Source organism: Arthrobacter sp. Z5-13 (assembly GCF_056499105.1).
This window is the reverse complement of sequence record NZ_CP096460.1, coordinates 157,340-180,789: the sequence shown is the minus strand read 5'-3', so window position 1 is coordinate 180,789 and position 23,450 is coordinate 157,340. Positions and strand designations below refer to the sequence as shown.

Sequence of the window (23,450 nt, the reverse complement as noted above, 5' to 3'; positions counted from 1 at the left end):
AGGCGCTTTTATGGCCACGAACCCACTCGGGCATGCACTCATCCGGATGGGAGGCCGGGATCCCGGGGAGAAGCACAGGGCCGCTACTCCGCTGGAGCTCTTTTTCGATCTCACCTTTGTGATTGCCTTCGGCGTGGCCGGCAGCCAATTTGCCCATGAGATTGCCGAGGCGCACTTCGGGGCGGGCCTCCTGGGTTTTACCTTCGCCATGTTCGCGGTGATCTGGGCATGGATCAACTTCAGTTGGTTTGCCAGCGCCTACGACACCGACGACTGGATATTCAGGGTTGTCACCATGGTGCAGATGATGGGCGTCCTGATCCTGGCGATGGGGATCGAGCCGATGTTTCACTCCCTGGTGGAAGGCGGCCATGTTGACAACGCGGTGATGGTTGCCGGCTACGTGATAATGCGGCTGGCCCTCGTTTCCCAGTGGCTGCGGGCTGCCAGGCAAGATCCACAGAGGCGGCAAACCTGCCTCAACTATGCGAAGTATCTTGTGCTGGCACAGCTCGGCTGGATTGTGGTGATGATCGTCCAGGCCGACATCCTGACCACTTTCCTGATGATGGTGCCGCTCTTCTTGTTCGAGATGGCCACCCCTTCCCTCGCCGAACGGAGGATCAGGACACCCTGGCACGCCCACCACATCGCGGAACGCTACGGACTCCTGGCCATCATCGCGTTGGGCGAATGCCTTATCGGGGCCATCGAAACCTTGCGCGCTATCGTTGCGAACCACGACTGGACACTTGATGCTGCGATTGTGGGCTTTGCCGGGACTGCCATTGCCTTCGGGATGTGGTGGATCTACTTCATCTTGCCGGCCGGCCAGTCGCTGCATCTCCAGCGGCACCGTTCTTTTCTTTTCGGCTACGCCCACATGCCGATTTTTGCCGCGATTGCCGCAACTGGCGCCGGTTTGCATGTTGCCGCTTACTTCATAGACCATGAGGCCCATATCAGCGCCGCGGTTGCGGTGGCCACCATGGCCGTTCCCGTCGCGCTCTTCAAGCTCTCGCTGACCTGGCTGTACATCGCCATGCTGGGCTTTGACCGGACAATTATCGGTGTGGCAGCGGTAGTGGTGCTTCTGCTTGGGCTCAGCGTGGGGCTGGCCGCCGTAGGAGTGTCCGTTCCCGTGTGCATGCTGGTGATTTGCGCCGCCTTGGCTGTGTCAGTGGTGGTTGAGGAACATCCTCGAGCGAAGGCGGCCCAATGCCGGAAGATTGCACTGGAACGCCTGCATTCAAGGGTGGCCGTGGCCGGCAGCTGAGCGTAGCTTGTGAAGAACCAGCCAGTTCCCGTCAGGAGCCCCGAATGACTGAGAAGAAGACCGTCGGCTTCCTGGCCGATTTTGGTGCCGACGATCTTTTACTGGCTGGAGGAAAAGGCGCCAACCTCGGCGAACTGATGAGCCAAGGCTTCCCGGTGCCGCCAGGTTTCGTTGTCACCACCGCCGCCTATGCGGCTCTCCTGGCGGAAGGCGGCCTGGGCGCCGAGCTGGACAGGCTGCTGGTCACGTCCAACGACGCCGACAAGGCATCCGGAGCACAAATCCGGGACCTATTCACCCAAGCGGAGATACCGGACGCTGTCCGCGCCGAAATCGCTGCGGCCTACGCCGCAATGGGAGACGTGCCAGTGGCCGTGCGTTCAAGCGCTACGGCTGAGGACCTGCCCGGCGCCGCTTTTGCCGGCCAACAGGACACCTATCTGAACGTCGTCGGCGAGGAAGCGCTTCTTCAGGCCGTGTTGGATTGCTGGACCTCACTCTGGACCGACCGGGCCATCTCATACCGGCAGCGCCAGGGGATAGACCAGCGGCAGGTTGCCATCGCCGTCGTTGTCCAGGAGATGGTTCAGGCGGAGACCGCCGGGGTCATGTTCAGCGCGAACCCGGTGACTGGCGAGCGCGGTGAGATCGTAGTCGACGCCAGCGCCGGTCTCGGCGAGGCCGTGGTTTCAGGGCTGGTCACACCGGAGCATTACGTCCTGGACAGTACGGGAAAGGTCCGGGCCTTCACCCCTGGAGGCCGCCAGTTAAGCATCCGTTCCCTTGCCGGCGGAGGCACAGCGGAGAGTGCCGGTACCGGCACAAACCGCCCGGCCCTTTCGGACGGGCACCTCGAGGAGCTGGCCCGGTTGGCGCTCCGGGCCCAGGGCCATTTCGGCCGGCCGCAGGATATGGAATGGGCTGTGGCGGACGGGAGGGTGTACGTGCTGCAGTCGCACCCCGTGACGGCCCTTCCTCCGCCGCCGCTGCGGTTGAACCCGTTCCAGCTCCTGATGGGACCGTTCTTTGTTGAGATGTTCCAGATGCGGCCCTACCCGCTGGACGTCTCGGGATGGATGGAGCGCGGGGTGCTGGCCATGCTGCGTGGCATGGCGGGCAGCGTGGGTGTCGTTTTTCCCCCGGTTGAAAAGTTGCTTCCTGAGGAGGACGGCGTGGTGCTGCAGCTGATTACTCCGGTGCCGCATCCGACACTTCGCACCCTCGCCGCCCCCATCTCGGTTGCGCGCAGGGCCCGCCGGTTCAATCCTGCCCTTTGGACGCAGGACAGCAGATTCACGATGTTCCTGGACAACGTCCGCCGGCTCGAGAAGCAGGATCCACGGTCCCTGACCTGGCGCGGGGTGGTGGGGCTCGCGGAGGATGCCTTCGCTACAATGCGCGGAATTACCGATTTGCGGATCTCTTACCTCCCCGGCGCGTTTGTTCCACAGCTGAAGCTGCGCCTCATGCTCCTGCTGCTGGGCAAGAAGCACCTCGGCTCAGTCCTCATTGCAGGCGCGGAAACACGCACCAGCCAGGCCAACCGGGCGCTGGAAAACCTCGCCCTGCAGGTGGGGGCAGATCCCGGCCTGATGCTGGCCTTCGCTGGGCCAGGCGGCCCGGGCGAACTCTTGGCCAGGTTGGAATCGGAGCCGGAATTCCGGGAGTTTCACAGCAACTTTCAGGCCTTCCTGGCGGAGTACGGGCACCGGGAAACGGTGAGCATCGTGCTGAGCAGTTCGCCCACATGGTCCGACGCTCCGGACGTCGTGCTGGGCCTCATCACCTCAATGCTTGGTGAAAGGAGACCGGCCACCGACCAGACCGGGGCGGCGATGACCGAACTCATGAAACATCCCGCCGCGAGGAGGCCAGCTGTGCGTCGGCACCTGCTGTCCGCGGTAGAGGCCGCAAAAACGGGCATGGCCTTCCGCGAGGACAGCCACTTCTACGCCACCAAGGTGATGCCTTCCCTCCGCCAGGCGTTGCTGGACCTGGGCCAGCGGCTGCACGAGGGCGGAGTGCTCGCGGACGCTGCGGACGTCCATCACCTCCGCTTCGAGGAACTCGAGGAAATGCACGACGGCGGCGCGCTGCCCGCCGTCGAACGTGAACGGTACCGCCGGCTGGTGCTGGCCAGGGCCGCCAAACGCCGGGAACTGGAAGGGATTCCGCTGGTGGATCCGGCAGTCTTGTTCCGACACAAGCGCCGTGCTGCGGGGGCACTCATCTCGGGGATGCCCGCCAGCCGTGGTGTTGCCACCGGTACGGTTCGGATCATCCGGGGGCCTGACGAATTCGGGTTGCTGCGCAGCGGTGAGGTACTCGTTTGCCCGTACACCAACCCTGCCTGGACGCCATTGTTCCGGAGGGCGGCAGCAGTGGTGGTGGACGCTGGCGGGATCGGCTCCCACGCTGCGATTGTGGCCAGGGAATATGGAATCCCGGCTGTCATGGGCACCGGCTCGGGGACCAGCACACTACTCAATGGGCAGAGCGTGCAGGTTGACGGAACGCTGGGGAGGGTCACGGCGGCCGTAGCGGCTCCCTGACAACGTACCGGGTTCCGGGTCGACGACGCTGCGGCACAGGAATGGCCGCATCACCACCGGGTAGGGCGATGATGCGGCCGTGCCTTACTGGCTGAATTCCGGGCTGAGTCCTACTTCAGCGCGTTGTGTCCCCTGTGTTCGAGTTCCACATTGCCTGACCCCTTGCCCTTGGCCGAGCCATTGATGGCAGACGTTGTCTCGGCGAACGTCAGAGTGGCGTGTGCGATCGCATCCGCCATCTCTTCGAGCACCGTTTCATTGACATTGTTAATGGTGTCGCAGACGTTGTGGTAGCACGGGTCGTAGGGGGCACCTGCGGTACCGCCGTACACGGCCGCCTGCGCAGCAGACTTGATCCCCTCGGCGCCGGTGAACAGGCCGCCCGCCGGGATGCCGTTCTCTATGAATCCGAAATAATCCGAGCGTCCGTCAAACTCGGTCGGTTCCGCGGCCAGACCCTGGGAAGCGAAATAGTCCAGGAAGACCTGTTCCACCCGTGCGGATCCGTTGGGTCCGGTTTCTCCGAAGGCCGAGCCGTCACCGTCGTACACGAAGCGCACATAGTTGGGCGAACCGACCATATCGAAGTTCAGGTTGACGGCGTGGTCTTTGATTTGCGCTGACGTCAGCTGGGAAACGTAATAGTCCGATCCCACCAGGCCATCTTCTTCCCCGCCCCAGAAAGCGAAACGCACCCGGTTGGTGGGGGCATCTCCGGACGCGGCCATCTGAAGAGCGGTCTCCAGGATGGCAGCTGAACCTGTCCCGTTGTCGTTGATACCGGGACCCTCAGCGACGGAATCAAGGTGCGCGCCAACAACCACGGTCCTGTCCGTCCGTCCGATGGTGTCAGCAAGGACGTTGAACGTGTTGATCGTGGTGAGGGTAGCGTCCACGGCCACGCGCATGGTCAGGTTGCTGAGTCCTGCGAGCTCCTCGCCGATCTCGAACGTGGTTCCGACGGCGGGAATGGAGGCCTGCGGCGGATCCAGGGTGCCGAAAATGAGACCAAACCGGTCGTCGTCGGGCACCTCGTTGCCTTGATTGAAAATAATCACACCCGCAGCCCCGGCTGCGGCGGCATTGTCCACCTTCGTCCGGAACGGGCAGGTGCCCCGCTGGATCAACGCGATGTTTCCGGCGGTAAACCCGGCGAAGTCGGTACCTTCACACCCGCTGGTGGACGCCCTGTCCCCGGCCAGGTTGATATCAACGGCTGTGACTGCGGCTGTGACATCGCCTGTCCCGGAGTACGTCATCACCTGGAACTCAGGCTCCTCGCCGTCAGGGACGTACGTTCTCGCTGTCGGTGTAATACGGTCCAACACGGCGCTGACCACATTGAACTGGTCGTAGCTGAAGTGCTGCCGGGTAGGCACATAACCGGCAGCGGTCAACTGCTGTTCGATGTACACGGCCGATGCTTCGTAGCCCGGCGTTCCGGCTGCCCTGGTGCCGCCGTTGGCGTCTGCGATGGCCTGGAGTGCTTCAAGGTGATCTGTGATGTTGGCTGCAGACACGGCCTCCCGAAGGGCCAAGGTGTCCGTTCCGTTGTCGGCATTGGCAGGTGGTGCCAAGGTGAATGCGAGTGCGATGGTGGCGACGATGGCCGCACGGCCGTACTTCCGATTCTTCTGCATTTAGGGGTCTCCTGAATTATGCGGAATCCGGTCCGGACATCTTCGTCCGGACCGGTGGTGAGGTGAGCCTAGCGGATACGAATTCGGCGAGAAAGGGATTGACAAAGGACTTGGAGGATGTGGCCGCAGATCGACTTCAACCGGATACCATCAGGCCATGCGTGAGCTGCCCCAACCAAGCAATGTCGATCTCCTGGTGCTACACACCATCCGCTGCATCGGTTTCGCGAGCCTCCAGCGCATTGCTCAAACTGCCGGGCTGTCTGAATCCAAGACGGAGTCGCAGTTGCTGGACCTGGCTGTGGCTGGTCTGGTGACCCGAGTTTCCGGCCATTTCGGTGGGTGGGGCCTTACGGAAGCCGGTCGCACAAAAGATGCGGAGCTGATCGCCAACGAGCTCTCAGCGGCCGGCACAAGGGAAGCTTTGACTGCTGCATATGTGCGCTTCCTGGTGCTGAATCCGGAACTCCTGGATCTCTGTACCGCGTGGCAAACGATTCCCGGTGAGGGAACACTGAAGATGAACGATCACAGCGACTCCGGCTATGACGCGAGAATCCTGTACAGGTTTGTGGAGTTCCATGCCCGCGCCGGAGTGGTCTGTGCCGAGCTGGCCACGGCACTGCCCCGGTTCGAGCGGTACGCCCTGCGGCTCGGGGACGCGATCAAGCGCAGCAAGTTCGGAGACCTGGACTACGTGACGGACAGTCCGGCCTCGTATCACTCCGTCTGGTTCCAGCTGCACGAAGACCTTCTTTCCACCCTGGGTATTCCGCGGTTCTGATACAACGCAAAGAGGGAGAGGAGGCTTTGTGGCCTCCCCTCCCTCGTTGCTCACGGGGTCAGGATGAGTCGTGCATCCGTACTACGTCATGAAGAACCAGAATGTCACTTCAGTGCGGTCACCCGGATGCGGTCGACGTTTGGCGCGTATTTCGACCTCAACAGTTCCGGAGCGGACGCTGAGAGCAGTTCGGTGCTGTTGTAGTTCGGCAGCTCCTGTGAGGAGAACCTGATGGTGTTCGTTCCTGCTTTCAGCTCCACGGGGATTGTGATTTCCCAGAAGTTGTCCGCGTGGAACGTGTGGGGGAACCAGCCTCGCTTGGTGGTTCCGCCGTTGACCTGGATTTCGGCGTGGCGTGCCAGCGGGTCCGGGTTGTAGTGCGTGGCGGGTGACTGCTCCTGGTTGGAGTAGCGCACGGTCAGCGCGTATGTACCGGCCACGGGTGCCTGGACGTTTCCGAAAGTGAGGGTGTTGGTGTTGTTTGGATCTCCGCCAACATTCGTCACTGCCTTGCCGCCTGAGGCCAGCAGGTAGTTGGTGATGGCGGCGGAACCGGAGAGCGTAGCAGTCTCTGCTTCATAGGCGGTGGAAGTGAGCTTCCCGGATGATGCCCCGGTGCGGACCCGGTCCACGTAGAGTGTGCCCGAATCGGCTGTTACCTGGACCTTGTTGATGCCTCCTGCGAGGAACACCGGCTTGGTGAGCGGCCCGGTGATTCCTTCGGCCACTCTCTGGCCGTTTACGCTCATGTTCGCAGCGCCGGTGCCAAGGATGTCCACGGAGAGCTCAGCCTCGCCGTCAGCCGCGGAGTAGACCCAGAACGTGGCGCTTTGCCCCTGAGTGATGCGTGCCGTTCCCGAACCGGAGACCCCGGTACGGGTGTAGTCGGCTACTGCCCCCTTGAAGGTTGCGTTTTCGCCCTCATATATGGCCTGTGCCCCGGCTGGGTTTTTCAGGATGAGGTCGATCTTGTCCACAATGGCGTCGCCCTTGGTCCCCTTGGTTCCGGCCAGATTCTTCGCAGACAGGGAAATGGTGTGTTTCCCGGCTGTCAGCTTGACCTTGGTGTCTGCGTGGTCCCAGACCACCCACTTGTAACCCAGCGGGAGGTACATTTCCTGCTCGGCTCCGCCGTCGACGGTGAGGAACACGTTTGTGGGCCCTTGTTCCTGGACCAGCCCGAAGGTGTTCAGGGAGTTTGCGAAGACGCTGAGATCGTAGTCCCCGTTCTGCGGCACGGTGACATCGAAGTTCAGCTTGATGTCTGAATCCGTGCGAAGGCCGCCCACGTTGTAGTTTCCTGAGGTGTAGAACTTTGAGACGGCCGACGGCGAGCCTTCCGGCCCGTTCTTGGTGTAGCCGGTTCCGGTGAAGGCGGCGTTCTCGGCCTCGTACGTTCCCTTCCACAGCGAGGTTGCGGGGGTGCCGGTGGAGGCTTTCCCGCCTGGGGTGAGGATGATCTCATAGGAGGAATCAGCGTTGAGGGCGGGCAGGTGCGCACCGAAATCGAAGCCGATCGAGCCGTTCGTCACTGGGAGGTTCAGCTGACCAACCACCGACGGCTGGGCCGCATCACCCAGCTGCCCGCTCCAGCCGATCTCCTTGACCAGGGCGTGCACGCTGCTGCCGAACACTGCCGGATCCACTCCGTTGACCTGCACATGCTGGTTGCCGCTGGTTCCACCCAGGAGAATGCGCGATTGCGCCTTGGCCTTGTCCAGAGTTGCCACGCCCTGAAGGGTGTAGCTGACATTCGGCTTGGGCGGGGTGACCTTCACGGTATCCCCGGACATCTGGGCGTACGCGTTCAGGAGCCACCACTGGCCGTTGGCACGGTTCGCCTGGACTGCCGAGTCGCTGAGGTTGCCGTCGATGTTCCAGTAGGCGATGTCGCCGTCCACCTTTGAGTCCTCGATGGCGGAGAACCACTGGATCATCTGCCCCGGCACTGAGGTGTGGTAGTTGAAGGCATACTCGTTGAGATTGATCGGCAGATGCTTCCCGGCCAGGGCAGTGCCGGCGAACGCTCTATCTTCCCAGCCGCGGTAACGGGCAACATTGGTGCGGATCAATTGCGGAGCGCTGAGTTCATGCCAGGTCATCACGTCGGGCACCGTTCCGGCCGCCACCGTGTGCTTAAGGAAACCCTCCACCTGGTTGTAGAGCGTGCTGGTGTTGGGGCCGGCGATCCGGGCTGTTGGCATCTTGGCCCTGATGAGCTTGTACGTGTCATCCCACGCCTTGAAGAAGTACTGCGGGTCGTTCAGCCAGCTGATGTTGTTGTAGCTCCATGTGCTTGTGCCGAACATGTTCCCTTCGGGTTCGTTGTACGGCACGAAAACAATATTGTCCCGGTACTCGACGGGAAGCTGCAGCACCTGATCAACCTGGGCAGCAACCTTGGCCTTGTAGTCGTTCAGGCGTGCTTCAGGCGTGCTCCCGGGCCACTGGTAGGGGAACCCGCGGTAGATGTCGGTCATGTAGATATAGACGTCACCATTGGAGGCATCAGCCAGAGGTTTGACCACTTCCAGGGCGTCGGCTCCCGGGTGCTGGGGTCCGTCCTGGGCCTTGGTGGACACCGTACGCAGTTTGATGGCCTCAAGAAGGTTGGCGGAAGGCAGCCCTTCACCGTACACGCCGTAAAGGGTGCCTGAAGCGCCGCCGTGGAAGGGGCCGGTGCTGGTTCCCAGGTCCACCGTGAAGTCAGCCCTCGGAACGGTGTCACCGGCGAGGGTCCGCACTTGCTCCGGGGTCAGGGACTGGGAATAGACCCTGAAGTCATCGATCGCGCCGTCGAAGAAGGGGTGCCCTCCCCAAAAGGCCTTACCCAAGGCCCCGGACGTGGTGTTCGTGGCTGAGTACATCTTCGCCACCAGGTCCACCGTTGCCGGTTTCGTCCCCAGGCTTATGCCGTTGAGGTAATACGTGATGGTTTGCTGGTCGATAGTGGTGGTCACGTTGACCCAGCTGCCAATCGGGATCTTGCTGCTTCCTGAAACACCGACTTCGGCTGTCCCGTTGACGGGCTTGATGGAGGAGCGCGTTTTGGAGTCGCCCGCGAACGACGGCGTCAGGAACGTGGCGTTGTTGAGGTCCTTGCCGAGCCCGTACAGCCACTGAAAGTCAGCGCCGCCGTCCCACTTCATCCAGGATGACACCGTCATCGCCTTCGCGGTCTGGAAGAGCCCGTTCGGCACTGTGACGTAGGGCGCCGTCGTCGAACCTGCCGCACCGCCGGGGAGGCTGATGGCCCTCGTGCCCGGTGTGCGGCCGTCAACGAACGCAGCGTTGGCTACGTTCGCGATCGCACCGTTGAGGTGCTTCGTGGACAGGTCAGTAACCGTAGAGCCGGCCACCTGGTTGGCTTCGAAATCGTAGTGGAGGATCAGGCTCTCATCGGGAAGAGGAACATCAGCCGCGGCCACCATCATCGGGGCCGGGGCAGCTTGTGCTCCCGCAGGGGCAAAGAGCGTGAGTCCTCCACCGACGCATAACGCGCCGGCGAGGGTGGCGGAGAGGACACGGCTGGGGAGTGGACGTTGTTGTCGTTTCACCGGGTATCACTTTCTGGGTTGGGGACAGTCGTTGGGTACGTAGCGCTGGGAAACGACGTCGTCATCCCTGTTGGGCATAGCTCTTGAAGTGACGCCATAACGCTGTCGAACCGGTTCGAGCAGTGTACATACGCGTGATGGGGGCCACAAGAGTTTGGTCGAAATCGGCCCCAACCCAGCCTTTCTGGACCCAATAAGACGCTTCCGGAGGGCGATTTCCGCTGTTTCGACTACACGTCATTGCCAGAACCAAAAATCGAGGCTACATTTAGCGAACCGATTCGACGCAGGAGGACCCTTGGCAACCATTGGTGACGTGGCACGTGAGGCTGGTGTCTCGCGCAGCACTGTCTCATACGCCCTTTCGGGGAAACGCTCTATCTCCCCGGAGACCCAGGAACGCATCCGGGCGGCAGTGGAGAACCTGGGCTTCACCCCTAACGCCGGAGCGCGGGCACTGGCGAGCCAAAAAACCATGGTTCTGGGGCTTCTGCTTCACTTCAACGCTGACGAGTTCGCGCCGGCGATGATGCAGTACGTCATGTCAGTGTCCAGTGCGGCACGGGAGCGCGGCTACGACATCCTCATGATTACCGAGGACGACGGCGCCGCGGCCCTGCGCAGGGTCACGGAGTCGAACATGGTCGACGGAGTGGTCCTCCTGGACATCCACCATTCCGATCCGCGGATTGAGGTGATGAGGTCCGTGCGTCAGCCCGGCGCACTCATTGGGCTTCCCGGTGAGCCGAATGGCCTTGACGTCTTCGATCTGGACTTCGGAGAGGCCGCAAGGGTCATAGTCGACAACCTGTACGGGTTGGGGCATCGCGACATCATGCTGCTTTGCCCGCCAAAGCATGTCTTTGACCGGGGTGCAGCGTATACGTGGCGTTTCCGGGATGCGGCGCAGGAGCGTGCAGCCCGCTACGGCATCCACTTGCACACCTACTATGGCGAATCACGGCAGCCTGCCATTCAGACCAGCCTCGAGGCAATGCTGAGTTCACGGCCTGATGCCACCGCATTGATCGTCCACAATGATGCGACCATCGCAGCGCTGCCCGCGTTCCTCAGCAATCGTGGCATGTCTGTTCCATCCGATCTGTCCGTAGTCAGTCTCTATTCCAAGGAGTTCGGACGGGACTTCTCACTCCCGTACACCGCCGTGGAAACTTCCCCTGGCGAACTTGGCCGGATGGCAGTCGAACGGCTTGTTCAAAGGATCAATAATCCAGACCAGGCTGGCGAACCACTCGTCCGCTTCGTCGCCCCCGAGCTCGTGGACCGGGGCACGGTCCGCTAGCCAGTACACCCCGCGTCGTGGACTTCGCAGGGTCCGCGAGCTACTCCCCCACACCCAAATACAGCCCCACCCCCAGCCACCGCATACCCAAAAATCCCGTTCAATCCCAACACCTGCACGTTTTTCAGAGAGGATCACCGTGTTTTACAAGAAATCAATCCAAACCAGATCCGCCGCTGTCCTTGCCCTGGCCGTTCTGGCCGGTGGCGGGCTGGCAGGCTGCGCCTCAGGTCCATCCCAGGCTACGTCTACAGCCAGCAGCGAATTCACCTTCTGGGATCCATACCCCCAGTACGACGCCTCATCCGCTTGGGCGGGATCCATCGATAAGTGTGGTTCGGAGTCCGGAGCCACCATCAAGCGGACTGCCTATGACACCAGCGATCTGACCAGCAAGGCCTTGCTTGCCGGCCAGCAAGGCTCTTCACCGGATGTTCTGCTGGTGGACAATCCGGTGGTTTCCACTCTGGCCGAAGCCGGCATTCTGACCTCAGCCAAGGACAGTGGCCTGGACGCTTCCCAGACGCAGGCAAACCTCCTGGCCGCAGGTGAAATTGACGGAGACGCTTATGGCGTTCCCATCGGGGCAAACACCCTTGCCCTTTACTACAACCCACAGGTTCTGGAAGCAGCCGGCGTTGATCCTGCCTCCGTGGCTGACTGGGCGTCCCTGAACGCAGCTCTTGAAAAGGTAAAAGCGTCCGGCAAGAAGGGCATTACGTTCTCTGCCGTTGGAACCGAGGAAGGAAGCTTCCAGTTCCTGCCGTGGTTCTGGGGCTCGGGAGCACAGCTCGATGACCTTTCCTCCAGCGACGCCGTATCGGCCCTGGCCTTGTGGACGGACTGGATCAAACAGGGGCACGCTCCCAACTCGGTCATCAACAACACCCAGACAACAAGCTGGCAGGAATTCATGGCAGGCGACTTTGCCTTCGCCGAGAACGGAACCTGGCAGAAAGCAGACGCCGCGAAGGCCGGCTACAAGGTAATGCCGATCCCAGCTAAGTCAGGCGGTGCCGCAGCTGCCCCCACCGGCGGAGAGTTCCTGACCATCCCCGTGCAGAAGGAGACCGGGCGGTACGAAACGTCCAAGAAGATCATCGCGTGCCTCACCAATGCCTCCAACGTTGTGGCCACCGACAACACACTGAACTACATCGCGCCCACAGAGGAAGCCCAGAAGGCCCAACTCGCAGCCGATGCAACCCTCAAGCCCTGGATTGACGCCGTCGGCGCCGCCAAGGGGCGCACCAGCGACAACCTGGGCACCAAGTATCCCAAAATCTCAGAACAGCTCTGGACTGCAGTCCAGGCGTCCGTGACGGGATCCGCAAGTCCTCAGGACGCTGCCAAGACTGCACAGTCGGCTGCAGCCGCCGCAACAAAGTAGTGGTTAGGACGTAGCGGTCCGGGCGCAGGGAACCAACTAACCCTGCGCCCGCGCCGCCTGCGTCAAAGACCGCACCTCAACAGAAGGAATCACCATGTCACCCGTGAACATCGGGACCGCACCGCGGGAAGCAAGCCCGGCCGTCGTGACAGCGGACGCCGTGGATACCCGCGTGCGGCGGGCGGCGGCGTCGACCCGCTGGTCTGCGGCGGCCTTCCTGGCACCCCTGCTGCTCTACTTGGCCATCTTTTATGCCTATCCGCTCTACCGCAATATCGAACTGAGCCTCAAGGCCTATACCGTCCGTAGCTTCGTCCAAGGTAACGCCCCCTTCGCAGGCCTGGACAACTACATCGAGGTCTTCACGTCAGCCACCTTTTGGCCGGCCATTTCCCACACCGCCACCTTCACCGTCGTCTCGATTGTCTTCCAGTTCGGGATAGGCCTGGCGCTGGCAGTGTTCTTCCACTCAGGGTTCCGGCTCTCCGGCACACTGCGTGCCCTGTTTCTGGTGCCCTGGCTGCTGCCGCTGATTGTCTCAGCGTCCACGTGGTCCTGGATGCTCAACAGCGATTCAGGCATTGTCAACGCGGCCCTCACGGCGATGGGGATGCCTCAGATCAACTGGCTCACCTCACCTGACTGGTCCCTGGTGGCTGTTCTCATCGCCAACATCTGGATCGGCGTGCCCTTCAACCTTGTGATCCTTTACAGCGGCCTGCAGGGAATCTCCACTGACGTGTATGAAGCCGCCGCCATCGACGGAGCCAACGCGTGGCAGAAGTTCTGGCGCATAACCCTTCCGCTGCTGCGGCCCGTTTCAGCTATCACCATCCTGCTGGGCCTTGTCTACACCCTCAAGGTCTTCGACATCATCTGGATCATGACGAAGGGTGGGCCGGCAGGTTCGTCCACCACCTTGGCCACCTGGACATATCAGCTGGGCTTTGGCTCTGTCCTTCCTGATTTCGGTCCCGCAGCAGCAATTGGAAACCTCCTGATCGTGCTTGCGGTGGTCTTTGGTTTCATCTATATCCGTGTGCAGAGCAGACAGGAAAACCAGTGAGTACCCGCCGCTTTTCTTTCAAGACCATTCTCGGAATCCTCCTGACCGCAATCATGCTGTTCCCGGTCTACTGGATGATCAACGTCTCCCTGACGCCCAGCACGGACATGAGGAAATCCCCACCCAGCCTGTTCCCTGTCGAGGTGACATTCGAGGGCTATACAGCCGTCCTCCAGCAGCAGATGCCTTTCCTGGGTACCAGCCTCATCCTGGGCTTGGGAACGGTGATCCTGACTGTTGCCGTGGCAGCCCCGGCTGCCTTTGCGCTGGCCAAGCTTCGCCCCCGCGGAACAGGGCTCTTGAACTTCCTTATGCTGATTGCCCAGATGATCCCTGCCATCATCATTGCGATGGGCTTCTACGCCATCTACCTGGGTATGGGAGTTCTCAATACGCTTCCGGGGCTGATCGTGGCCGACTCCACCATTGCGGTTCCGTTTGCAGTGCTGATCTTTTCAGCGTTTATGTCCGGCATCCCTGATGAGCTGCTGAACGCGGCGAAGATCGACGGCGCATCAAACTGGCGCACCTTCCGTTCCATCGTTATGCCGGTCAGCCGAAACTCAGTGGTCACAGTTTCCCTGTTCGCCTTCCTCTGGGCCTGGTCCGACTTCATCTTCGCTTCCACCCTGAACAACGGCGGTGCCCTGAGGCCCATCACGCTGGGTATCTACGCCTACATCGGAAACAACAACCAGCAGTGGAACGCCATCATGGCAACAGCCGTGGTGGCCTCCATCCCCGCAGCCGTCCTGCTGGTGGTGGCGCAGAAGTATGTCTCAGCAGGTGTCACGGCAGGTGCCGTCAAAGACTGAAAACAGTCCGCACCGCTCATTCGCCTGGTTCGCGGACGTTCATCACCGCTGAGCCGCCCATTTACGTTGACAGGAATAACCATGCCCAAAAACTCCCGTGTCGCCTTCGACATTGACCACATCCCCTTCAGCACCCGCGGATCATGGCTGAACCTGTCGCGGGTCATCGGACTCCACAAAAGTGCTCCGGACATCCATCTGGTGACCCACCAAAACGGGCACCAGAATGGCCTGACAGGTGTTCTTGGGCTGACACCGCGTAGGAATGGAGGCAAAGTAGATGCCTCCGTTGAAGCGAACAGCTCAGTGCTTTCATGGGTCGACGGCGACGCGAGAGTGGACGCCGTCTTCGACGGCCCGGAGATCCTCCGCATCTCCGGACAGGGACTGGCTATGCGCCTGGAAGACGCAGCCGCGAGCCTCACGCCCTTTACCGGGACATTTTTCTACTACGACCCCGCCAGCAAAGGATGGTGCTTCACGTCCTACGAAACGGGCCTGAGGTACAGGATCACTGTCTTGAAGGGCGCGCTGTCCGCGGTGGGCTCGGAAGCCTTGGGGCAGGCGAAGCGATGGGTTGAAGTCAGCGCCTCGAACGGCACGTGGGAAATCGCCATCGATGAATTCCGAACTGCGAGGGAGCCTTTGGTGCTTCAAACGTCCTTCGAGGAGGCGGTCGCCAAAGCCGACGCCACCTTCGCAGGCTACTTGGACCGGATTGCCTCATGGCGGAACCAGGAGACCCCCGCCGCTGCCCTTGCCGCCTACGTTCTCTATTCAGCAACGGTCAGCCCTCTCGGATTCCTCCACCGTGAGTCCGTGCTGATGTCCAAACACTGGATGGACAAGGTCTGGAGCTGGGATCACTGTTTCAACGCCGTCGCCCTGTCTGCCGGTTTTGCAGAGGAAGCCTGGGATCAGTTCCTTGCCCCCTTTGATCACCAGACTCCCGAGGGCGCACTCCCAGACTCGATCTCCCACTCCGAACTTCTGTACAACTACGTCAAGCCTCCCATCCATGGATGGGCCTACTCCAAGCTCCGGGAGAGCCTGCCAGTAATCGACGGCGCCCTGCTGGCGGAGATCTATGGTGCCCTTTCACGATGGACAGGGTTCTGGATCAGCCACCGCACAAGTCCGGGGCGCGGGCTCCCCTACTATCAGCACGGCAATGACAGCGGGTGGGACAACTCGACGACGTTTGATAAGGACCGGCTCATTGAGTCGCCCGATCTGGCTGCTTTCCTCGTGTACCAGCTGGACGTCCTCATCGATATTTCTCATGAACTTGAAACCGGTGAGGAAGCTGTCTGGCGGGGTCACCGGGACAGGATTTTCCAAGGACTGATGGGCCTGTGGGACGGGGACGCCTTCCGGGCTTACGCCCCGTTGACGGGACGCTGGAGTACCTCCACCAGCCTGTTGAACCTTCTTCCGCTTCTTATCTCTGACCGGCTTCCCGCAGAAATTGGTCAGACCATGGCTGTCCGCCTCACCGAACACCTCACCAACTGGGGTCCGGCAACCGAGCCGCCCGCTTCCCCCCTCTACGAAGCCGACGGATACTGGCGAGGACCCATCTGGGCCCCGTCGACCTACCTGATTGAAGACGGGCTGCGACGAGGCGGCTATGTGGATCTGGCAAACGGAATCAGCACCCGGTTCCGGACCCTGTGCGAAACCAGCGGGTTCGCTGAGAATTTTGACGCCCTGACCGGCGAGGGCCTGCGGGACAGGGCCTACACCTGGACCGCAAGCACATACCTGGCTCTCGCCGCGGATGCCGTCCGGCGCTCAGCAGAAGGCCAGGTTTCAGCAGCAGACGCCACGGACGAGCTGTTCGTCGATGCGGGCTGAATGACGGGTCGAAAGGCGCCGGTGGGCCACCCACCGGGGCTGATCACCCAGGCGGGCCGCGCTCAGGCTGAGTCGCCGTCGTCCATGGTGACGATGATCTTGCCCTTAGCGTGGCCTGCTTCCAGGGCCGCCAAAGCATCAGGGATCCGCGTGAGCGGATAGACGCTGTCAACCACCGGTCGGACCTTCCCCTGGTCCACCAGTCCGGCCAGGAACCTGAGATCATCACCGCTAGCGTGCATAAAAAGGTAGCGGTACGAGACTCCGGACCTCCAGGCGCGGAGCCGCACTCCCAAGCTGATCACCCAGAACAGGGCGGCGACAGCCCGGGACGCGTGGAGGTCCTGGAGCGCTGTTTTAGGTTCGGGGATTCCTGCCACAGAGACGACGGCGCCGCCACGCTTGAGGATGCGGAAGATCCCCTTCAACGTCCGCCCGCCCACCGCGTCCAGGGCGGCGTCGAAGTCCTTGGGTGCTAGGGCGAAATTTTCCCGGGTGTAATCCACCACGTGGTCCGCGCCCAGCTCCCGGACCAGGGCTTCGCCACGGGGAGAGGCAGTGGTGGTCACATCGGCTCCGTAATACTTGGCGAGCTGTATTGCGAGGGTCCCAACTCCGCCTGCCCCGCCGGAAATGAACAGCCGGCTGCCCGGTTGGATCCGCAATTCGTCTCGCAGCGCCTGCAGGGCCGTAAGTCCGGCAAGTGGAAGGCCGGCAGCTTCTGTAAACAGCAGCGATTGAGGCATCAGCGCCACGAGCTCCTGGGGCACGCAGACAAACTCGGCGAAAGCACCCAGCCCCGGTGCGTCCACCCGGGAATACACCCGGTCGCCCGCGGTGAAGCGGTTGGTGCCCTGCCCGACGCCGACCACGGTTCCGGCCAGCTCGCAGCCCGCAATGAACGGCAGCCTGGGCCGGAAAAGAAGCCGCAGCTTCCCCTGCCGCATCTTGAAATCCACCGGGTTGAGGCCGGCTGCTCCCACCTTGATGAGCACTTGGCCGGGTCCTGGGCCCGGCTTCGGAACATCCTGCAGCACCATGGCTTCCGGCCCGCCGTAGCGGGTGATCACATAGGCGCGCACTGTTCAGCGTTACTTTCGGTAGGGAGCTACTGTCGATCGCCCTGCCGGGCATCCTCGGCCGTTGCGTCCTGGGAATCCTCATCGTCCTCAGGATCTGAGCCCAAGGATGCACCTTCACCTGGTCCGTACGCCAGCGACGTGTAGTCAGTGTCGTCGTCGGCGTCCAGGAACTCGTCCAGTTCATCCAGGAGCCAGGGGTTGACGCGCTCCAGGATCTTGCGGACTTCAGCCTCGGGAACTGCTGCATACAGGACGGGCCGCGCCTCCTTGTACCGGGTGACCGGCGGCTTGCCAGGCCACTTCTCGGCAAGGGCCTTGACTCGCTCGGGGAGGGAATTGTGGGCGTTGTCCGCAATCTTCACGAGTGTGGCGTCGTGGTCCTCGGCGATGAAGCGGATGCCGGCCTGGTAGTCGTCCGGGTCATCGTGCAGGCGCTTGGTAACGCGTTCGATAATGCCGACGGCACGTTCCGAGACGCCCATTTCCAGAAGCGCCTGCCGGGTTATGGGAGTGTCCTCGGCGATGTCGTGGAGGTACCCGGCGATCCTGATGTCGTCGTCGAAGTCCGCGAGCGCATCCCCTACTGCCAGCACGTGCTCGCGGTACGGGCGCTTGAGCTTGTCCTTCTGGCGGTTGTGGGCCACCTCGGCAAGGACCATGGCCGTCTCAACGGTGAATCGTGGTTCTGGCATGTGTGCATCCTCTACTCGGCAGGCGGCCGGTTCCCGTCCGGAAGGCCGCACTCCAGCGTAGCCCCTCACTCCGGGCCCGGCTCCTTGCCCCTATCCCAGTGCGAGGATGGCCTGCCGTACCGCCTCGCTCAGGATGATGTTGCGGCACCCTGCCCCGCCCATTTCAGCCTGCTGGGGCACGTAGCCAAACGCGAGACCATACACAGGATCGGCAAACCCCAACGAGCCGCCGGCGCCGTCGTGTCCGAACGCCCGGTAACTTCCGAACGGCCGCGTGGTCCTGGGCCTGAGGAACACTGTGCCGAAACTGCCCACCTCGCCAAAGAGCCTGTCGATCCCGTAGACCTGTTCTGCGCTGATGTCCTCGATGGTGTCCGCAGACAGGAGCGCCGCGACTTCCGGACGGCCGTTGCTGGCCGGCAGCCCGGAGAGGGCGGCAGCATATATGCGGGCCAGTCCGTCGGCACTGGCAACACCGCCGGCCGAGCTGAAACCGGCGGCCCGGACTTCGGGGATATTGGGAAAGTCGAAGAGGTTGCTGCCATCGGGGCTGAGTGCCAGGCCCAGGTGGCTGTTCGGATCAAGCCAGCGCGGGTTGGGATCCGGAGCAGACCGGAAGGCGGCGAACCGGTGATCCTGGTCGCTTGGAAGGCCAAGGAAGAAGTCCGCTCCGGTGACCGACTGGATCCGGTCCCGGTAGACCTCCTGCAGGCTGGTTCCCGTGATGCGGCGGCAGATTTCTTCCATGAACATGCCAAGGGTCAGCGCGTGATAGCCGAAGGTGGTCCCCGGTTTCCATACGGGCCGTGCAGCAGCCAGTTTTTTGGTTGCCTGCGCGGAATCGTTGCACTCTTCGAGGGTGAAGCCGCCTTCGACGCCGAGAATCCCGGCCTGGTGGGAGAGCAGTTCCCGGACGGTGATCCTCTCCTTCCCGGCAGCGGCAAACTCCGGCCAGTAGGAGGCCACAGCCGCATCAAGGTCCAGCACCCCGTCCTGTACCAGCAGTGCCATCACCAGTGCACCTGCGCCTTTCGAGCAGGAAAAGACCCCTGTAACGGAGTCCGGCCTGGTGTGTGGGCCTCCGCTGACATCAAGCACCTTAACGCCATGGTGGTAGGCCGCCACCTGGGCAGAGTATTCGGGATCCTCAGCCACAAAAGTGCCAAATAGCTCAGCGACGGCTTCAAATCCTGGTGCGACAGTCCCCATATGCATTCCCACACCCTACCGAACGCTCCGCAGTGGATGCTGTGAGCCGAGCAAGCGCTCAGCGGACCGGCCAGACCCACGGCTCCCGCGGCAGCGCCAGGGGGTCGAATGCGTTCAGGGCCTGATCCAATGGCCCGGCCGGAAGCCCCAGCGACTCGAGGAGCATGTCCCGGGCTGCCTCCGCCGGGATTCCCTTCTGCGCCAGGGCCCTGAGCGTGACGGCACCATCGCGCTTGGCCAGCCGGACGCCGTCGGAATTCACCACCAGGGGCACGTGCGCATATTCCGGAACGGGCATCTCCAACAGGGATGCGAGGTATGCCTGACGCGGAGTGGAGGGCAGCAGGTCGTCACCGCGCACCACCTGGTCGATGCCCTGATCGGCGTCGTCCACCACAACGGCCAGGTTGTAGGCAGTGACGCCGTCATTCCGGCGGAGGACGAAGTCATCCACGATGCCCGTATAGCTGCCGTGCAACATGTCCTTCACTGTCCACTCGTCGGTCCAGGCCCGCAGCCGGATAGCGGCCGGGCGGCTGGAGCGACGGAATTCCACCTCGGCAGGGGACAAATAGCGGCATGTTCCCGGATAAGCGCCCTGCGGAGCGTGCGGTGCAGAGGGTGCTTCCTGGATTTCTCGCCGGGTGCAGAAGCATTCGTAGGTAAGGCCGGCAGCGGTGAGCCGGGAAATGGCCTCCGCGTAGATCGGCCCGCGCTCGGTCTGGCGTACGACGGCGCCGTCCCACCTGACGCCGATTGCTGACAGATCGCGGAGCTGCTCTGCTTCGGCCCCTGCCCTCGCACGGTCAAGGTCTTCAACGCGGACCAGGAACTGCCGGCCGGTTGACCAGGCAAACAGCCATGCGAGGATGGCTGTACGCAGGTTCCCCACATGGAGCTGGCCCGAGGGGCTCGGGGCGAAGCGGCCTGCTGACGTCATGCCTCCAGCCTAGGCGCAGCTTGAAGAAGCTTGCAGGCACACAAGAGCCCCTCAGCTACCGCAGGATTCAATGGAACCGGCGCCGGTGGCTCAGGGGCTCTTGCCGTGAAGGGTCCGGATGCGTCTTTCCTGACCCGCGTAAAGATTTTATGGAGACGATGTGTGCTGGCGACGATGCGTGAACAAGTGTCAATCAGCGGCTTCCTCCTTGCGGGAGGCGTTGTCCGGGGGCCGGGTGGTGTGCCGGGGTGCCCTTAGCCTGGCGGATTTGGCGGTAGCCTCCTCCTTGAGTGTCACCATTTGACCAGAAGCCGTACACTTGGAGCAACAGACTGCCGCTAGCTTGATCAGACTGACCAAGTTTATTCACCAACAGTCGACAGGAGTGGTCATATTGCAGGAACTGGACGCCACCGACCGCCGCATCCTGGCCGCTTTGGACGAGGATCCCCGCCTGCCCATCATGGTCCTCGCCCAGCGCCTGGGCCTGGCCCGTGGAACCGTGCAGTCACGCCTTGAGCGGATGTCGACGTCGGGCGCCCTTCGCCCGAACAGCAGCCGCGTTCTTCCTGCCGCTCTCGGGCGGGGAGTTGCAGCCTCCGTGAGTGCTGAACTGGATCAGAGTCACCTGAACGAGGCGATTGCCGCCCTGCGGGAGATCCCCGAAGTACTTGAATGCCATGCGCCCGCCGGGGACACGGACCTGTTGATCAGGGTGGTGGCCTCCAGCCCGGACGACCTCTACCGGGTGTCCGAGGAAATCAGGTTGTGCCCAGGAATCGTGCGCACCTCCACCAGCATGTTCCTGCGCGAAGTTATTCCGTACCGGACCACGGGGCTGCTGGGAGGCTGACCACCTGCGGGAACGTATCCCCATCGCTCAGCCATCCCGAAGCCGATAAGCTCAGGACTGGATGCGCGCGGAGAAAAGTTCTGGATGCCAGAAATCCGCGATCCACTGGGGGAACTGTGCAAATTCGAGTAGTCCTGGCTGTGTTGTGCACGGTTCTTTTGACTGGCTGCGGGGTGATCCCATTTGCGGCCCCCGGGCAGAAGGAAACCACCGTGGTCAACGGCAATTCACAGTTCACACCGGCTGGCATCCAGGAAATCAAGGACACCCTCACCGCGGAATTTGACTTCACCAATCTGCCGCTTGAGATGTCAGCGCTCGGTTTCCCTGAAAAGTCAGACGGAGTTCTCATGGAAGTTGAGCGGGGCAAGCTGATTGCGGTGTCCATCACAACTCCGGGTGGAGTGGTGGAGATGAAAACCGACAAAATCCGCGTGCGCCCCGATATTGACGGCACAGTGTCGCATCTGGATTTCTTCCTGAACTACCCCGATGCACAGGACGCCAATCCTGAGATCCAGCGCGCCGTTGACGAGCTCGGCTTTGTACTTCTTGAGGATTTCCCGACAATCGGCCCTGGCTTCAAGGACGGCAGCGGCAAAGATGAGTTGTATCCGGGGTACGGCAACAAAACGGGCACGGTGTTTGCAGTGGAGATCTACTCAAACCATGACACCGGACGGATGACATTCATTTACTCCGCCTACCTCCGCAACGCGCTCTACACTCCTGAGGCAACAGAAGGTATTGCTTCCACCGGCAAACCCCCGCGCATGACTGCACAGTGAGAAAGCCAGTCCGCGACCTGATGGGGGAACTGTGAAAATCCGTTTTGTTCTGGCTGTGTTGTGCGCGGTTCTTTAAACGCTTCTCATATCCGAAGGGCAGCGCGTTCAGTCCCCGCCGAGCTGCTTCCAGTCCTGCTCCCACAGTTTCCGCATCTCGTCGTCCTTGCGGATGGCGCGGACTGCCTCCAGTTCTGCAGGCTTCCGGCGCTGCCAGTCCCGTGGGTTCAGTGATTTCCGGCCGCTATCCAGCAGCAGAAGTGCCCGGTCCGTCAGGGCGTCATTCCGCAGCGAAAAGTCGGTCTTCCGCCGCCGCAGCACCTCCTGCAGGGCAGCCCGGGCGGCGGCGTAGTCTCCCCTTTTCCGGAGAGAACGTGCCCGAACCAGCAAAAGGGCTGCGGAAAGGTCATCGGCGTTCAGCAAGCCCTCCGTTTCAGCCACTACCTCTGCATCCCGGCCCAGCGCTGCGGCGAGGGAACAGCGGGCCAGCGCCAGCGGCAGTGAGGGTGGCAACGCCACCAGCGCAGCCAGCGCTGCTTCCGGCTGACCCGTCTCCCTGAGGGCGTGGGACAACGCCAGGAACACGGCCTCTTCGCTGAACAGCACCGGAACTTCCACGCGTTCGGCAACTTCCACTTTCGTCACCACATGGGTGAGGTGGGCGGCAGCGTAACGGTTGGCGTCGTCGTCGTTCCTGGTGGACAGCCCCCGCTGGAGGAGCTCCGAGGCACGCAGGAAACCGCCATGCCGGTAGGCGAGGAGTCCCGCCATGAGATAGCAGAGCCCGGCCCAGCCTGGATGGGCCCGTGCCAGCAGGATGAGCTTGTCCGGTTCCGTGCTAGTAAAGATTGCGTCGTGGATGGAGCGGGCCGCCTTGCCCGGCATCCGCTGGAGCCTGGGGACACTTCCCTCGATGGTGAGCGTTCCCCGGTCGCGCCGGCCCACAACTCCTGAAACAAAACCTGTAACCCCGCCAGCCAATTCCCTGACCGGAGTTCTGATGAGAGGGCTGCGGAAAGGCGTTAGATCGCGGGTGTCACGGTAAAGGGGTGCGGATTCGCTGGGTCCGGCGCTCATGAGTCCATGCTAATGGCCGCGGTTGCTGTCCACCGCGGCTAGCTGACGGCTGCTACCCACACGCCGATCAACCAGGTGCTTGCGGCGAGGCAGGCAAGGCCGAACTCCACCAAAATGCCCAGGCCGGTGGCCTTGAGCGCGGCCCAACTCGTGGTCACTGCGGTTCCGAAATTCCGCGTCCGGTGGTATTCGCTCAAAAGCAGGCCGGCGGCGAAGCCCACAAAGAGCCCAACTACCGGTATCAGGAACATCCCCACAACAGCCAGGACCAGCCCCACCACGACGCTCCGGTTGGGGATGCTGTGCTCCTTGAGCTTCCGCCCTGTCAGAACCGCGCTGGCCGCCATGCCGGCCAGAACGAACACCATGCCGATTCCGAACACCACCCAGCCACCTGCGCCCGCCCCGCCCCAGATGGCCCAGGAGAGCAGGCTCAAGGCAATCAGTATGCTGCCTGGCAGCACTGGAATCACCGTTCCAGCGACTCCAACCAGAATGGCCAGGCCGCAAAGTATGGTCACGACGGTCTCGGAGTTCATTGCCCCAGTCTAAAGCCGGTCCGGACGCGGACA

Annotated in this window: 18 protein-coding genes; 10 read left to right on the top strand and 8 right to left on the bottom strand. The window is 62.2% G+C overall.

Annotated elements, in window-relative coordinates; translation table 11 throughout:
* Positions 1 to 10 precede the first annotated feature (10 nt).
* Positions 11 to 1,276, top strand: coding sequence for a low temperature requirement protein A (locus M1E02_RS00825; protein WP_479376286.1), 1,266 nt, complete (start codon positions 11 to 13; stop codon positions 1,274 to 1,276).
* A 44-nt stretch (positions 1,277 to 1,320) separates the two neighbouring features.
* The gene (locus M1E02_RS00820) at positions 1,321 to 3,828 is read left to right on the top strand and encodes a PEP/pyruvate-binding domain-containing protein (protein WP_479376285.1); all 2,508 of its coding nucleotides are present in this window, start codon (positions 1,321 to 1,323) and stop codon (positions 3,826 to 3,828) included.
* Between the two features lie 110 nt (positions 3,829 to 3,938).
* On the opposite strand, the gene M1E02_RS00815 is transcribed toward M1E02_RS00820, so the two are convergent.
* The gene (locus tag M1E02_RS00815) at positions 3,939 to 5,468 is read right to left on the bottom strand and encodes a M28 family peptidase (protein ID WP_479376284.1); all 1,530 of its coding nucleotides are present in this window, start codon (positions 5,466 to 5,468) and stop codon (positions 3,939 to 3,941) included.
* 157 nt (positions 5,469 to 5,625) lie between these two features.
* Here M1E02_RS00815 and M1E02_RS00810 point away from each other — a divergent pair, with 157 nt between their 5' ends.
* Positions 5,626 to 6,252 carry a transcriptional regulator gene (locus tag M1E02_RS00810; RefSeq protein ID WP_479376283.1) on the top strand — a complete coding sequence of 209 codons (627 nt, stop codon included), beginning with the start codon at positions 5,626 to 5,628 and terminating at the stop codon, positions 6,250 to 6,252.
* A gap of 104 nt (positions 6,253 to 6,356) precedes the next feature.
* Here the strand turns inward: M1E02_RS00810 and M1E02_RS00805 are convergent, their stop codons facing one another.
* Positions 6,357 to 9,809, bottom strand: coding sequence for a LamG-like jellyroll fold domain-containing protein (locus tag M1E02_RS00805; protein ID WP_479376282.1), 3,453 nt, complete (start codon positions 9,807 to 9,809; stop codon positions 6,357 to 6,359).
* 298 nt (positions 9,810 to 10,107) lie between these two features.
* Here M1E02_RS00805 and M1E02_RS00800 point away from each other — a divergent pair, with 298 nt between their 5' ends.
* The 5 genes from M1E02_RS00800 to M1E02_RS00780 all read left to right on the top strand — a co-directional run bounded on the left by M1E02_RS00800 (position 10,108) and on the right by M1E02_RS00780 (position 16,240).
* Positions 10,108 to 11,112: a LacI family DNA-binding transcriptional regulator gene (locus M1E02_RS00800; RefSeq protein WP_479376281.1), complete on the top strand. Its 1,005-nt coding sequence runs from the start codon at positions 10,108 to 10,110 to the stop codon at positions 11,110 to 11,112.
* A gap of 139 nt (positions 11,113 to 11,251) precedes the next feature.
* Complete coding sequence (locus tag M1E02_RS00795) at positions 11,252 to 12,502, top strand: sugar ABC transporter substrate-binding protein (RefSeq protein WP_479376280.1); 1,251 nt, start codon at positions 11,252 to 11,254, stop codon at positions 12,500 to 12,502.
* Positions 12,503 to 12,596: 94 nt separating this feature from the next.
* Positions 12,597 to 13,568: a carbohydrate ABC transporter permease gene (locus M1E02_RS00790; protein ID WP_479376279.1), complete on the top strand. Its 972-nt coding sequence runs from the start codon at positions 12,597 to 12,599 to the stop codon at positions 13,566 to 13,568.
* A gap of 53 nt (positions 13,569 to 13,621) precedes the next feature.
* Entirely contained in the window at positions 13,622 to 14,383 is a 762-nt protein-coding gene (locus M1E02_RS00785) for a carbohydrate ABC transporter permease (RefSeq protein ID WP_479378249.1), read from the top strand.
* A gap of 81 nt (positions 14,384 to 14,464) precedes the next feature.
* On the top strand, positions 14,465 to 16,240 hold the full coding sequence (locus M1E02_RS00780; protein ID WP_479376278.1) for an amylo-alpha-1,6-glucosidase: 1,776 nt from the start codon (positions 14,465 to 14,467) through the stop codon (positions 16,238 to 16,240).
* 62 nt (positions 16,241 to 16,302) lie between these two features.
* On the opposite strand, the gene M1E02_RS00775 is transcribed toward M1E02_RS00780, so the two are convergent.
* The 4 genes from M1E02_RS00775 to gluQRS form a co-directional block, all read right to left on the bottom strand.
* A complete protein-coding gene (locus tag M1E02_RS00775) occupies positions 16,303 to 17,322 on the bottom strand; it encodes an NADP-dependent oxidoreductase (protein WP_479376277.1) in 1,020 nt (339 codons plus the stop codon).
* Between the two features lie 26 nt (positions 17,323 to 17,348).
* On the bottom strand, positions 17,349 to 18,014 hold the full coding sequence (locus M1E02_RS00770) for an HD domain-containing protein (RefSeq protein WP_479376276.1): 666 nt from the start codon (positions 18,012 to 18,014) through the stop codon (positions 17,349 to 17,351).
* 90 nt (positions 18,015 to 18,104) lie between these two features.
* Complete coding sequence (locus M1E02_RS00765) at positions 18,105 to 19,229, bottom strand: serine hydrolase domain-containing protein (protein ID WP_479376275.1); 1,125 nt, start codon at positions 19,227 to 19,229, stop codon at positions 18,105 to 18,107.
* A gap of 52 nt (positions 19,230 to 19,281) precedes the next feature.
* Positions 19,282 to 20,163 carry a tRNA glutamyl-Q(34) synthetase GluQRS gene (gene gluQRS, locus M1E02_RS00760; protein WP_479376274.1) on the bottom strand — a complete coding sequence of 294 codons (882 nt, stop codon included), beginning with the start codon at positions 20,161 to 20,163 and terminating at the stop codon, positions 19,282 to 19,284.
* Positions 20,164 to 20,548: 385 nt separating this feature from the next.
* On the opposite strand from gluQRS, the gene M1E02_RS00755 reads away from it, so the two are divergent.
* Both M1E02_RS00755 and M1E02_RS00750 read left to right on the top strand, forming a co-directional pair.
* Positions 20,549 to 21,016, top strand: coding sequence for an Lrp/AsnC family transcriptional regulator (locus tag M1E02_RS00755; protein ID WP_479378248.1), 468 nt, complete (start codon positions 20,549 to 20,551; stop codon positions 21,014 to 21,016).
* Between the two features lie 212 nt (positions 21,017 to 21,228).
* Positions 21,229 to 21,804: a hypothetical protein gene (locus M1E02_RS00750; protein WP_479376273.1), complete on the top strand. Its 576-nt coding sequence runs from the start codon at positions 21,229 to 21,231 to the stop codon at positions 21,802 to 21,804.
* 105 nt (positions 21,805 to 21,909) lie between these two features.
* On the opposite strand, the gene M1E02_RS00745 is transcribed toward M1E02_RS00750, so the two are convergent.
* Both M1E02_RS00745 and M1E02_RS00740 read right to left on the bottom strand, forming a co-directional pair.
* On the bottom strand, positions 21,910 to 22,878 hold the full coding sequence (locus M1E02_RS00745) for a hypothetical protein (protein ID WP_479376272.1): 969 nt from the start codon (positions 22,876 to 22,878) through the stop codon (positions 21,910 to 21,912).
* Between the two features lie 38 nt (positions 22,879 to 22,916).
* Positions 22,917 to 23,417, bottom strand: a complete 501-nt coding sequence (locus tag M1E02_RS00740; RefSeq protein ID WP_479376271.1) for a DUF456 domain-containing protein — start codon at positions 23,415 to 23,417, stop codon at positions 22,917 to 22,919.
* Positions 23,418 to 23,450: the final 33 nt, after the last annotated feature.